Genomic DNA, 13,826 nt, shown 5'->3' on the forward strand with positions numbered 1-13,826 from the left:
TTTCTATGTCAGCACGGCAACCGCGCTTGTTTTTGGTTCCTACTCCCATTGGAAACCTTGAGGATATGACTTTTCGGGCTGTTCGGATTCTGAAAGAAGTCGATTTTATTTTGGCAGAGGACACTCGTACCAGCGGGGTGTTATTGAAGCATTTTGGAGTTGAAACCAAGATGTTTTCTCATCACAAATTCAATGAGCACGCATCTTTGAATGTCATTATTCGGAGACTGGAAGCCGGTGAGCGTGCTGCTTTGATTTCCGATGCCGGAACGCCCGCGATTTCCGATCCCGGTTTCTTAATTGTCCGTGCCTGTCTCGAAGCGGGTCTTGAAGTGGAGTGTTTGCCGGGTGCCACTGCTTTTGTGCCGGCCTTGGTCACGTCGGGTCTCCCCAACGATCGGTTTTGTTTCGAAGGTTTTTTGCCTCAAAAAAAAGGTCGTCAAACCCGTTTCGAGCTTCTTCGAGAAGAATCTCGAACCATGATTTTCTATGAATCCCCTTTTCGGTTGGTCAAGACACTTGAGCAGTTAGCTTTGGTTTGTGGTGATGACCGAAAGGCTTCTGTGTCGCGTGAAATCAGTAAATTGCACGAAGAAAATAAAACAGGTACCTTGGCTGAATTGGTGCAATATTTTAATTCAAAAACCGTTAAAGGTGAAATTGTCATTGTTGTTGATGGCAAACATTAATTAATCCATAAAACCACTTTTTTAAAATGAAGAACTTATTCTTATTAGCAACTGTGTTGCTGGGTGTATTGGCCTCATGTTCAGGCCCCAGTTCTAGTGAATTGAAACAAAAAAACGACTCCCTCATTTTAGTGATGGCCGCAAAAGATCGCGCTCAAAATGATTTGGTGAATTCGTTGGTCGAAATTGATGAGAACCTTTCACAAATTAAAGAAAAGGAGAACATCATCACTTTGAATGCGGCTGAAGCCGGAACTAATCCGGATATCAAAGAGCGAATCAACAAGGATATAAAGTTGATTTACGATTTAATGGTTCAAAACCAGGAGAAAATTGCCAAATTGGAGAAACAACTGAAATCAACCAATGTGGACAATGCCAACATGAAAAAGCTCATCGCCAGTTTGAATGAGCAAATTCGTGAGAAAACTGAAGAAATCATGCGATTGAACGATCAGTTGAAAGAGAAGAATATTGAAATTGAGTCGTTGAATCTCACCTTGGGCAATATTCGAACCAGTTTGGATTCGGTGTCTACCGTTAGTCGCGAAACCGCTGATAAGTTGACTCAAACAACCGATGAATTGTATACTGCTTATTATGTGATTGGTACATCTAAGGAGTTGGCTTCAAGAAATATCATCAACAAAGAAGGTTTCTTAAACACCAAAACTGCAGTGTTAAAAAAAGATTTTGATGCCCAATATTTTACAGAGGTTGACATTCGTCAAACCGATGAAGTTGTATTGTACAAGAAAAAAGTGAAAGTGCTCACCAATCATCCTCAAAGCAGTTATGAATTAAAAGTTGGTGATGATGAAAATCTTACTCTGGTTATCCTCAATAAAAATGAGTTTTGGAGTGTTTCTAAATATCTGGTTATTCAGGTGAATTAATTATCTTTGTTTCTCATAAAAAGCCTGCTGTTGCGGGCTTTTTTTTTACATGTTTGCTATGTCACGTCGCTATAAGCATCTTTTTTTCGACCTCGACCACACACTGTGGGATTTTGATACCAATGCCTCTCTGACGCTTCGCGAGTTATTCGTGCGTTATCAATTGGAGCGATTCTTCGATTCTTATGAGCAGTTTTTTGAGGCTTATCAACCTGTAAATGCCGATTTGTGGGCTCAGTACCACCAGGGGCTAATCAAGAAATCGTTTCTTTATGTCGAACGTTTTGCGGCTCCTTTTCGAATGTTTGGATGTGAGGATAGGGCTATGGCAGAGCGTTTTGGTTCCGATTTTCTTGCCGAGTGTGCGCTGAAAACGGCTTTGATGCCACATGCCATTGATGTGCTCGATTATTTGAAGCCTTTTTATCAGATGCACATCATCACGAATGGTTTTAAGGAAGTTCAGTATCAAAAAATGGAAAAGAGTGGATTAGCTCCTTATTTTACAAAGGTGTTTATTTCCGAAGTGGTTGGAGCTCAAAAACCCAGCAAGGTATTTTTTCAATACGCCGTCAAGAGTGCCAATGCACGCAAAGTTGAGAGTCTGGTGATTGGCGATAACCTGGATGCCGACATTCAGGGAGCCAAAAATTTTAATCTTGACCATGTTTTTTATAATCCTCATTGTCATTCTCATGCGCATGAGGTGATGAATGAAATTTCGTCACTTCTTGATCTGAAACTTCTGCTTTAGTCTTGTTGACTCTTGTGGTTGGTTTCAGATTTAGGTAATTTGTCCGTTCCTAACTTAACCCAGTCTACTATGTTGACAGAGATGTTGTTGCAGTTTTTGTGGAAGTTTAGATTGTTTGCACATCCTGTTGTGCGTACTTCCGATGGGGAAACCGTGGAGATTATTCATCCGGGTTTTCAAAATTTTGATGCCGGTCCTGATTTTTTTAATGCCAAGGTAAAAATTGGGGACACGATGTGGGCCGGAAATGTTGAAATTCATCACAAAACATCTCAGTGGAACGATCATCGCCATCATCTCGACAAAGCTTATAATAATGTGATTTTGCACGTGGTGATGGAACATGATGACTGCGTAGTGACTGAAAACGGCCGTGTTGTTCCAGTAATGGTGATGCCGGTGATGCCTGAGCTTGAAAACCGTTATCGCGAGATGATGGATCAAAGCCAATGGCTTTTATGCTCTGGCAGTCGATTTACTTTACCTGAGGTTGAATTGTCAGTTTGGTTGGAATCCTTGCTCATTGGTCGATTAGAAGATCGTTGTTCTAAAATTCAACAATTGTTGACGTATTTTCATGGCGACTGGGATCAGGTTTTTTTTGTGATGCTTGCCAGAGCTTTTGGCTTTGGGGTGAATTCCGATGCTTTTGAGGCCTTGGCACTCCTGACGCCTGTCAGGCGTTTGATGCAGCACGCCGATCAAATTGAGCAATTGGAGGCGATGTTGATGGGACAGGCAGGTTTTTTGGACGAGCGTGTTGGTGACGACTATCAGGATCGGTTGAGTTCTGAATATCTTTTTTTCAAGGAAAAATATTCATTAAAAACCATGGGCAGTCATCGTTGGAAGTTTCTTCGTCTGCGCCCCAAGAATTTCCCCACAGTACGGTTAGCTCAATTGGCTCAATGGGTACATCGACATCCGCAAGTGACCGGAGCAATTTTAGGGGTTCAACGTGTTGATGATTTGCGTGCTCGTTTTCAAATTGTGGCTTCTGAACCATGGTTGACTCGTTATCGTTTTGGGGATCGAGATGTACCGCATGAGAAAACGTTGGGTGTTTCGTCTCAAAATTTGTTGCTTATTAATGGCATTATTCCTTTCTTGTTTGCTTATGCTCGTCATCGAGGTGATTCGCATGGGATGGATTTGGCCATTGATATGATGGCTCAGTTGCCTCCCGAACGCAATCATATTGTGCATGATTGGGAAGCACGTGGTGGGATAGTTGCCTGTAATGCGGCTCAGTCTCAAGCTTTAATTTACCAGTATAATCACTATTGTTTGCCCCGTAAATGTTTGCAATGTCGGGTGGGAATGGGATATTTGCAAAGTGCTTGTTCGTTTCAGTCATAGTTGCTCCTTTTTGGTTCGATATTTGTAATTATCACACCTATTTTGTTGTTAATGCTTGTGATACTCATATTTTATCATCTCAATTCAGTGATTGCTTTGTGTTAGTTTGTTATATTTACATATTGTTGTAGTTTTTTATAACGTTAAATAATCCCACCTAAATTGTTCTTTATGAGAAAAATGTGTTACTCATTGATGATGCTGACGATGCTTGTTTCTTTAGCATTTGTTGGTTGTAAATCAAAAAAAACTGTCAGTGCTAAGAGTGAAATCGGAAAAGTGTTGGATGATGTTCCTTGCGAAAGTGCCGGTCGATCGGATAAGAAATTTTTTCGCGCCAGTTCTTTGGCCACAAGTTCCGATTTGCAGTTAGCCAAGGAAAAAGCTCTTTTGCTGGCCAAGCAACGTTTGGTGACCCTCATCAATTCCAATACCAAATCGGTGACCGATCGCTATGTGAATGAACGTGAATTTGGCGAAGCGTCAGAATTTGAGCAAAAATTTGAAAACCTGACCCGCGAGGTGGCCGACGAAACCCTCTCGAACATTGTGGTGACTTGTGAAAAGGCCAGTGTGCTTGACGATAAAAAATATCGTGCTTTTGTAGCCATCGAAGTGAGTCGCGAGGATGTTTTAAATGGTATTGAACGACGTGTCACTCGTGATCAGAAGCTTCAGGTCGATTATGACAAGAAGAAATTTGAAGAAATCTTTGATCAGGAGATGGAAAAAATGGCGAAAGAGCGTGGTTATTAAAAAAAAACAATAAATCTGTTTGGGGTATTTAAAAAATCATATCTTTGCACTCTCAATTTTTTAGATACGAAAGATATGTATTTGACAAAAGAAGTTAAACAAGAAATCTTCGCGAAACACGGAAAGTCTAACACTGATACTGGTTCTCCCGAGGGCCAGATTGCTTTGTTTTCCCATCGTATTTCGCATTTGACTGAGCACCTCAAGTCAAATAAGAAGGATTATAGCACTGAGCATGCGCTCGTAAAATTAGTTGGTAAGCGTCGTAGCTTGCTCGATTATTTAAAAGCTAACGACATTGAGCGTTACCGTAGCATCATCAAAGAACTGAATATCCGTAAGTAATTTGATGTTGAAAGACAAAAAAAAGGCAATCCATTGGGTTGCCTTTTTTGTTTTGCTTCGCCATCATGAAAATATCCGATTTTTACGGTTCTCTCTTTCGATATTCTATTATCTTTGGTGCGATTTTATAGAAATGATTAAGAAATATGATTAAAGCAATTGAAAAGGTCATCGACCTGGGTGATGGACGGTCCATCACCATCGAAACCGGAAAGCTGGCCAAACAAGCCGATGGGGCTGTGGTGGTACGGCAAGGAAATACTTATATTTTGGCAACCGTGGTGTCGGCTCAGGAGGCAAAGCCTGATGTTGATTTTATGCCGTTGACTGTTGAGTATAAGGAGAAATTTGCATCTGCCGGTCGTATTCCCGGTAGTTTTACTCGTCGTGAGGCGCGTGCCTCTGATTATGAAATTCTGGTGTCTCGTTTGGTTGACAGGGCTTTGCGTCCTTTGTTTCCCGACGATTACCATGCAGATACTTTTGTGACCATTAACCTCATTTCGGCTGACAAAGAAAGTACTCCCGATGCATTGGTAGGCTTGGCTGCTTCGGCAGCGTTGGCTGTTTCTGATATTCCGTTTAACGGACCTATTTCAGAGGTGCGTGTGGCTCGTGTAAATGGACAGTTAAAGGTGAATCCTCCTCTTTCTGAGGTGAAAGCTTCTGATATTGATATTATTGTGGGTGCTACCTATGATAATATTTTGATGGTGGAAGGCGAGATGGATGAGGTATCTGAGGCCGAATTGCTAGAGGCTATGAAAATGGCTCACGATGCCATTAAGGTACAATGTAAAGCTCAAATGGAGTTGGCCGAGATGGTTGGTAAAACCGCTAAGCGCGAGTATTGCCATGAGGTGAACGATGAAGATTTGCGTAAGAAAGTGTGGGACGAAACCTATCAAAAGGTTTATGAAGCAGCCAAATCGAGCACTGCTGATAAGCACAAACGCATCGAAAATTTCGCCACGATTCTAAGTGACTTTATTGCTGCAAACTACGAAGGTGTTGAAGCCGCAGAGATTCCAACAGGCCTTATCAAAAAATATTACCACGATGTGGAAAAAGAGGCCATGCGCCGCATGATTCTTGACGATAAAGTGCGTCTTGATGGTCGTAAAACACACGAAATTCGTCCAATCTGGAGTGAAGTTGGTTATTTGCCGGGACCTCACGGTTCTTCAATTTTCACACGTGGTGAAACTCAGTCGTTAACCACTGTTACATTGGCGACGAAGCAATCAGAGCGTTTGATTGACGAAGTGTTGCAGCAAGGTACTGACCGTTTTATGTTGCATTACAACTTTCCTCCGTTCTCAACCGGCGAAGCTAAGCCTTATCGTGGAGTAGGACGTCGTGAGGTTGGGCACGGTAATTTGGCTTTACGTGCTCTTAAGCGCATGGTTCCTTCCGATTTCCCTTATGTGGTTCGTATTGTATCTGATATTCTTGAGTCAAACGGTTCATCATCAATGGCTACTGTGTGTGCCGGTACGTTGGCTTTGATGGATGCCGGTGTGCAAATGCGTCGTCCTGTTTCGGGGATTGCCATGGGCTTGATTACCGATAAATCAGGTAAGTTTGCAGTGTTGTCTGACATCTTGGGAGATGAAGATCACCTGGGTGACATGGACTTTAAAGTCACCGGTACCGAAAAAGGGATTACTGCAACCCAAATGGACATCAAAATTGATGGCCTTTCATACGAAGTGTTGGAGCAGGCGTTGAATCAAGCCAAAGAAGGTCGTATGCACATTTTGGGAAAAATTCTCGAAACCATGCCAGCGCCACGTGAAGATTATAAGCCTCACGCGCCTCGTATCGTGACCATTCGTATTCCTAAGGATATGATTGGTTCGGTTATAGGCCCTGGTGGTAAAATCATTCAGGAAATTCAGGCTTCAACAGGCACTATTATCGTGATTCAGGAGGAAGGAAACTTCGGAATTGTGGATGTGGCCGCTGATAACAAAGATTCTATCGACCGTGCCATGGCTCGTATCAAAGCCATTGTTGCTGTACCCGAAGTGGGTGAGATTTATCGAGGTAAAGTGAAGTCGATTGTGCCATTTGGTGCATTCATCGAAATTATGCCCGGTAAAGAGGGGTTGTTGCACATCTCTGAAATTGAATGGCGACGTCTCGAAAAAGTGGAAGATGCATTGCAAGAAGGTCAGGAAGTGGAAGTGAAGCTTTTGGAAGTTGATGCGAAGTCCGGTAAACTCAAACTTTCTCGTAAAGTGTTGATGCCTCGTCCCGAGAAAAACTGATTTGTTTTCTATCAATAATAATTAAAGGGCTGCCTGCAAGGGTGGCTCTTTTTTTTTATGGCTTGCTGGCACATCCCGTCAGATGGTGTATCTTCGGTGTCAAATAAATCACGAAGGGTTATGGCAGTTCCTCTTTATCAGTCTGAAGATTATTGGCGGCAAGTACATGCATTGGGCGACGAATTGGGCATGCGTTTGGCGGGCTCCTCGCGTGTCGAAGCTCGTTTAATGGGATTGGATGTGTTGCCTCGATTGCTGGTTTGCCTTGGCAGTATGTCGGGGCAATGTGCTGAGTGTAAGCACTACGAGCGTGAATTGCAGGTGTGTGTAGAGCAATTGCCCGAGTTGGTTAACCCCGATAACAAAACCATGCAAAAGAAGTTTGAGCAATTGACCATGGAGATATTATTGCATTTAAAAACTGAACACTCGATGCAACCCAAAGGAAAGGTTTTTTCGCGAATGGTTCTGTGGGGCATGGCGTTGGGAGTGGCAACTTCAGCCTTTGTGTGGTTGTTTATGAATGATAAGTCGTTAATGGGTTTGCTGCTGGCAGGATGGTTGTGTGGAATGATGAGTGGTTATGTTGCCGGACGCATCACCGAAATGAAGATGATTCGTCAAAACAGGTTGTTTTAAAACGGTTGGATAATGCAATGTGTAAAGTGGTTATTTGTTTGTATTTTATTGTTGGTTGTAATGATTGTTAGCGGATGTGATACAAAGAATGGGGAGCGCTTACGTTACCCCATGACGGCAAAGGTTGATACGGTGGATAATTATTTTGGGGTGCAGGTGCCCGATCCATACCGTTGGCTCGAGGATGATCACAGTGAAGCAACCCGGGAGTGGGTGGACGCTCAAAATAAAGTGACTCAACATTATTTATCCTCCTTTCCTTATCGAACTAAGATTTCTCAGCGTTTAACCGAGGTCTGGAATTATCCACGTATGGGTGTTCCGTTTCACAAGGCCGGGATGCGTTTTTATAGTCGTAATAATGGACTTCAAAATCAAAATGTTTGGTTTGTTGAAAAACAAGGTGTTATTAAGGAGTTAATTGATCCTAATAAATTGTCTTCCGAAGGAACCACTGCTTTAACTCAATTGTCAGTATCGAGCGATGGTCGGTATGTGGCATATGCTGTTTCGCATGGTGGTAGTGATTGGAATGAGATATTCGTGAAAGAGATAGAGACTGGCAAGCAATTGGATGATCACCTTTTGTGGGTTAAATTTTCTGACATTGCCTGGCGGGGAAATGGGTTTTATTACAGCCGTTATCCTGAACCTGTTCATGGACAGGCGTTGACTGGGGAAAATTTAAATTGTCGGTTGTATTACCATCGTTTGGGAACTGCGCAGGCTGCCGACGAGTTGGTTTTTGAAGATGCCGATGCTCCCGCGCGAGGTTTTTTTGCGCAAACGACTCACAACGAACAATATTTGGTGGTTTCGGTGTCTGAAAGTACATCCGGGAATGGGGTTTATTGGAAAGACTTGATGAGTTCTGATGCTCTGATGATTAGAGCCATCAATAAGTTTGATTCTGATTTTATTTTCGTAGGGCATGCTGAGGGACGATTGATGTTTTTAACCAATTATCAAGCACCTCGTTATCGCTTGGTGGCCATCGATCCTAAGCAATGTCAGGAGGCTGATTGGACGGAAATTATATCCCAGCATCCTGTTGATGTAATGCGTGATGTGAGTTATGTTGGGGGGCGTTTGGTGGCTCGTTATGAGCATGATGCGTGTTCGCGTGTGGATGTGTACGCTTTGAATGGTGAATTGTTGTTTCCTGTTCAATTGCCTGGACCGGGTACGGTTGAGGGCTTTGTGGGGGAACCCGACGATGCCCATCCTTTTTTTTCTTTCTCGTCCTTTACCCATCCGGCAGTCATTTGTCAATATAATTTGCAAGAGAATCAATCAGCAATTTTTTATCAAACGTCACTGGATTTCCCGTTTGATCAATATGAAACCCGTCAAGTGTTTTATAAAAGTGCTGACGGAACCACCATTCCCATGTTTTTGGTTCATCAAAAAGGATTAGTGCCCAACGGCACACACCCTGTTTGGTTGTATGGTTATGGCGGTTTCAATATTAGTTTGACCCCTTGGTTCGATGTCAAGCGGTTGTTGTGGCTCGAAAATGGGGGAATCCTTGCGGTTCCAAATCTCAGAGGTGGTGGTGAATATGGTGAAAAGTGGCACCAATCGGGGACTTTGCTGCAAAAGCAAAACGTTTTTGATGATTATATTGCTGCGGCTGAATATTTAATTTCAAATGATTATACATCTGCAGGACGGATTGTTGCTCAAGGCGGAAGTAATGGTGGATTGTTGGTGGCTGCTGTTGCCAATCAGCGACCCGATTTATTCGGAGCAATGATACCGCAGGTTGGGGTGCTTGATATGTTGCGGTATCATAAGTTTACCATCGGACGTTATTGGGCTGTTGATTACGGTATTAGTGAAGATAGTGAGGAGATGTTTACCTATTTAATGAGTTATTCACCCATTCATAACGTGTGCTCAGGGGTGGCTTATCCGCCTATATTGGTGACCACAGCTAATCACGATGATCGGGTGGTGCCGGCTCATTCCTTTAAATATGTAGCCACCCTGCAGGCAAATTATATCGGTTCGAATCCGATTCTAATTCGTGTGGATGTTAATGCCGGGCATGGTGCCGGCAAGCCTGTTGCTAAAACCATTGATGAATGGACTGATATTTATTCCTTTGTTTTTAAAGCGTTCAATATTCAACCTTGCTATAAGTGACGATTTTTGTTTTTGAAGGATGAATAATGACTCTTTTTCCTTTATTTTTAAAGGAATCATTGCGATTATATTAGTTAATGTGTAAATTCATGCAAATTTTACAGCCCTTTGATGGAATGACAGAGGTTGGTTTTTAAAATTATTGTCATTTCAGATAATTTTAATTGATGTGAAAAATCTGGATATAACTTTCTTAAGCCATGAAAGGGTTTGAGAGGTTTCATTATTTTTGAATTAATTGAAAAGAAAACTTTTAATTCTTGAAATCATTAATAAATTTGTAGTTTCTTGAAAACAAGTTGAAAACAAATAATCGAGTAAACATTATGAAAAAAACAACATTTAATCTCTTTGCTACGATGGCACTTGGTTTGGCTTTGGCCAGCTGTGCCGGAATCGACAAAATGAAAGAAGCTGCCAAAAATGTGAAGTATTCTGTAACACCAGAGGTGTTAGAAGCTCATGGCGGCAAAGTGGATGTAAGCATTAAAGTGCAAATTCCCGAAAAATTCTTCGACAAAAAAGTTGTTCTTGAAGCAACTCCCGTATTGGTTTATGAAGGAGGTGAAACTGCTTTTGCTCCTTATGTATTGCAAGGTGAGTCTATTCAGGGTAACGAAAAAGTGATTTCTTACCTTAATGGTGGTTCTTTCACTTATACCGGATCGGTACCTTACAACTCAAACATGCGAGTGTCTGACCTAGTGGTTCGTATTAAAGGAACTAAAGGCAATCAAACTGCTGATTTTGATCCTGTAAAAATCGCTGATGGTGTGATCGCTACTTATGCTTTGGTACAGGAAAAAGGTGCTGCCACTGCAATTGGTGCTAATCAGTATCGTCGTGATATTACTGAGCAACAATTGGCTGACATCTTCTTCTTGATTCAACAAGCTCAGTTACGCGATAGCGAATTGAAGAAAGATGAAATTAAAAACCTGAAAGATTATATTGTTGCATCTCAGTCTGTTGCTAACAAAACCATCAAAAACATTGAAGTATCCGCTTATGCTTCTCCCGATGGTGCTCAAGACTTGAACACTCGTTTGGCTAGTCAACGAGAAAAAGTGGCCAAAGATTATTTGGACAAAGAATTGAAAAAAGCTAAAGTTGACAGCAAAGCAGAAGGTTTCTTTACCTTGAACAGCACTCCTGAAGACTGGGAAGGTTTCAAAAAATTGATGGAAGCTTCAGATGTTCAGGATAAAGAATTGATTTTGCGTGTGTTGAGCATGTATTCAGATCCTGAGGTTCGTGAAAAAGAAATCAAGAACATGTCTGAAACTTTCAAAGTAATTGCTCAGGACATTCTTCCCAAATTGCGTCGTTCTAAATTGATCGTGAACGCTGAAATGAAAGGTAAGACTGACGAAGAAATGAAAGCACTCTTGGCTTCAAATCCTGATAGCTTGAATGTTGAAGAACTTTTGTTTGTAGCTACTTTGGTTGAAGGTGACGATCAGTTGAAAGCTTATAAAGCTGCAGCGACTCAATATCCTAACGATTGGAGAACTTTGAATAACGTAGGTTGCGAATTGTTTGAGAAAGGTGATGTTGATGGTGCTGCTGCATCGTTCAACGCTGCCAACGCTGTTAAAGCCAACGTTCCTGAAGTGTTGAACAACTTGGGTGTGATTGCTTTTGCTAAAGGTGACCTCGCTAAAGCCGAAGAATTGTTCGGACAGGCTGCCGGTGCCGGTGAAGCTTTGGATAACAACCTGGGTGTGATTGCCATTTTGAAAGGTGACTATGAAGGTGCCATTCGTTACTTCGGTAACAGCACCAGCTGCAATGCCGGGTTAGCTAAAATTTTGGCTGGAAAATACGATGCTGCTTTGTCAACATTGAATGCCAATACTGCTGAAGTAGGTCTGAAATATTACCTCAAAGCCATTGTAGGTGCAAGAACTGCTCAAAAAGATATGATGTTCCAAAACTTGCAAAAAGCATGTGAATTGGATGCTGCTTTGAAAAACTATGCTAAAAAAGACATGGAGTTTGGTAAATTCTTCGAAGATGCCAACTTTAAAGCTGCGATTCAGTAATTAGATAGCAGGTTAAAAATAAAAAAGAGGATGGTCGTTGATCATCCTCTTTTTTTTGCTTTTGTATATTTTTGATTGCAATGTAATTCGCCTTTAATGTATTTGTTTAAAAATTTCCCATAAAACAATTCCTGCACTTACCGATACATTAAAGGAATGTTTAGTTCCGTATTGAGGAATTTCAATGCAGTAGTCGCTCATGTTGATGACATGTTGTTGAATGCCTTTGACTTCGTTACCCATGATAAATGCATATTTTTTATTGGGAAAAGCATTGATATCGGTGAGCATGGTACTGTTTTCGACTTGTTCGACGCTGCAAATGATGTATCCTTGCTCTCTTAGCCGGGTCACAGCGTCTTCGGTTTTTTCAACGTATTCCCAGTCCATGGCATCTTCGGCACCCAGAGCTGATTTGTGGATTTCGTTGTGTGGTGGGGTGGCCGTGATACCGCACAAAAATACTTTTTCGAGCCTGAGTGCATCACATGTTCTAAAGATGCTGCCGACATTGTGTAAGCTGCGTATGTTGTCGAGAATGACCACAATGGGGAATTTCTCCGATTCTTTAAACTCTTTTAACGATAATCTGTTTAATTCTGTAAGGTGTAATTTTCTCATTTTGGTGTCTCTCTGTTTGTTGACACAAAAGTAATCGTTCAGTTTACAATTTGGTTGTGTTGTTGAATGCAAAATATTTGAAAGATGAACCTACACGAATATCAGGCAAAAGAAATTCTTAAGCAATATGGGGTAGCGGTTCCAGGTGGAATTGTTGCCGATTCGGAAGATTCGGCCATCGATGCAGCGCGTATGGTTAAAAGCATGACCGGATGTGAGCGTTGGGTGGTAAAGGCTCAGATTCATGCAGGCGGAAGGGGGAAAGGAGGAGGTGTGAAATTGGCAACTTCTGAGCATCATATCGCTGAGCTTGTTCGTTCAATGCTGGGCATGAATTTAGTAACGCCACAAACCGGTGTTCATGGAAAGACTGTATTGAAGGTTTTGATTGCGCCGGATGTGTATGGTGACAATATTTCTGCTATTCGTGAATTTTATATGAGTGTGTTGTTAAATCGCACAACAGGGCAGAATATGTTGGTTTATTCGCCTCGCGGGGGGGTAGATATTGAGGCTGTTGCTGTAAGTGAGCCCGACCAGTTATTCCGTGAAATCATATATCCCGGAATGGGATTGCTCGATTTTCAAGCTCGCAAAATAGCATTCCGCATGGGTTTGTCCGGTTTGGCTTTTAGCAATATGGTTGTTTTTGTAAAAAAATTAGTGATTGCCTATGAGCAATCGGATGCGTCATTGATCGAAATTAATCCGGTTGTAAAAACTGTTGATGACCATATTTTGGCAGTCGATGCTAAGATGACCGTTGATGACAATGCCCTTTTTCGACATACTGATTATGATCATTTGCGAGACTTGACAGAAGAAGATCCGGCGGAGGTGGAAGCATCTCGTCATCATTTGAATTTTGTAAAGCTAAATGGTAATGTGGGATGTATGGTCAATGGTGCCGGTTTGGCTATGGCCACGATGGATATGATACAGTTGGCCGGCGGTCGTCCTGCCAATTTTTTGGATGTGGGAGGTGGCGCCAGTGCTGCCACTGTACAGGCCGGATTACGCATTATTTTAAGCGATGAGCGTGTGAAAGCGGTGTTGGTGAATATTTTTGGGGGCATTGTACGATGTGACCGTGTGGCAGCTGGAATTGTGGAAGCATGCAGGCAATTGGGTGCAATTCCTGTTCCCATTATTGTTCGTCTGCAGGGGACCAATGCACGCGAAGGCAAAGAGATTATTGATCAATCGGGGCTAAAAGTGTTTTCGGCCATAACCCTTGATGAAGCAGCGCATTTGGTGAATGATTTGGTAGGACAGTCAGATTAAATTCATTCTATAAGCAG

At 42.0% G+C, this 13,826-nt stretch carries 12 protein-coding genes; 11 read left to right on the forward strand and 1 reads right to left on the reverse strand.

Features of this window, described 5'->3' with window-relative positions; genetic code table 11:
* Positions 1-5 precede the first annotated feature (5 nt).
* From rsmI to LX69_RS01055, 10 genes are all read left to right on the forward strand, one after another.
* Complete coding sequence (gene rsmI / locus LX69_RS01010; protein ID WP_111443927.1) at positions 6-689, forward strand: 16S rRNA (cytidine(1402)-2'-O)-methyltransferase; 684 nt, start codon at positions 6-8, stop codon at positions 687-689.
* Positions 690-715: 26 nt separating this feature from the next.
* On the forward strand, positions 716-1,585 hold the full coding sequence (locus tag LX69_RS01015; protein WP_111443928.1) for a Cbp1 family collagen-binding glycoprotein adhesin: 870 nt from the start codon (positions 716-718) through the stop codon (positions 1,583-1,585).
* A 58-nt stretch (positions 1,586-1,643) separates the two neighbouring features.
* Positions 1,644-2,339, forward strand: a complete 696-nt coding sequence (locus tag LX69_RS01020; RefSeq protein ID WP_111443993.1) for a YjjG family noncanonical pyrimidine nucleotidase — start codon at positions 1,644-1,646, stop codon at positions 2,337-2,339.
* A gap of 69 nt (positions 2,340-2,408) precedes the next feature.
* Positions 2,409-3,698, forward strand: coding sequence for a DUF2851 family protein (locus LX69_RS01025; RefSeq protein ID WP_111443929.1), 1,290 nt, complete (start codon positions 2,409-2,411; stop codon positions 3,696-3,698).
* 171 nt (positions 3,699-3,869) lie between these two features.
* Entirely contained in the window at positions 3,870-4,454 is a 585-nt protein-coding gene (locus LX69_RS01030) for a hypothetical protein (protein ID WP_245934906.1), read from the forward strand.
* A 75-nt stretch (positions 4,455-4,529) separates the two neighbouring features.
* Positions 4,530-4,799, forward strand: a complete 270-nt coding sequence (gene rpsO, locus LX69_RS01035; protein WP_111443931.1) for a 30S ribosomal protein S15 — start codon at positions 4,530-4,532, stop codon at positions 4,797-4,799.
* A gap of 146 nt (positions 4,800-4,945) precedes the next feature.
* A complete protein-coding gene (pnp, locus tag LX69_RS01040; protein WP_111443932.1) occupies positions 4,946-7,072 on the forward strand; it encodes a polyribonucleotide nucleotidyltransferase in 2,127 nt (708 codons plus the stop codon).
* 120 nt (positions 7,073-7,192) lie between these two features.
* Positions 7,193-7,711 carry a hypothetical protein gene (locus LX69_RS01045; RefSeq protein ID WP_111443933.1) on the forward strand — a complete coding sequence of 173 codons (519 nt, stop codon included), beginning with the start codon at positions 7,193-7,195 and terminating at the stop codon, positions 7,709-7,711.
* 111 nt (positions 7,712-7,822) lie between these two features.
* The gene (locus tag LX69_RS01050) at positions 7,823-9,859 is read left to right on the forward strand and encodes a prolyl oligopeptidase family serine peptidase (protein WP_245934907.1); all 2,037 of its coding nucleotides are present in this window, start codon (positions 7,823-7,825) and stop codon (positions 9,857-9,859) included.
* Between the two features lie 326 nt (positions 9,860-10,185).
* Positions 10,186-11,904, forward strand: coding sequence for a tetratricopeptide repeat protein (locus LX69_RS01055; protein WP_111443935.1), 1,719 nt, complete (start codon positions 10,186-10,188; stop codon positions 11,902-11,904).
* A gap of 93 nt (positions 11,905-11,997) precedes the next feature.
* Here LX69_RS01055 and LX69_RS01060 read toward each other — a convergent pair whose 3' ends face one another.
* Positions 11,998-12,525: an RNA methyltransferase gene (locus tag LX69_RS01060; protein WP_111443936.1), complete on the reverse strand. Its 528-nt coding sequence runs from the start codon at positions 12,523-12,525 to the stop codon at positions 11,998-12,000.
* 84 nt (positions 12,526-12,609) lie between these two features.
* Between LX69_RS01060 and sucC the strand changes: the two genes are divergently transcribed.
* Entirely contained in the window at positions 12,610-13,809 is a 1,200-nt protein-coding gene (gene sucC / locus LX69_RS01065; protein ID WP_111443937.1) for an ADP-forming succinate--CoA ligase subunit beta, read from the forward strand.
* Positions 13,810-13,826: the final 17 nt, after the last annotated feature.

Source organism: Breznakibacter xylanolyticus (assembly GCF_003254275.1).
GTDB lineage: Bacteria > Bacteroidota > Bacteroidia > Bacteroidales > Marinilabiliaceae > Breznakibacter > Breznakibacter xylanolyticus.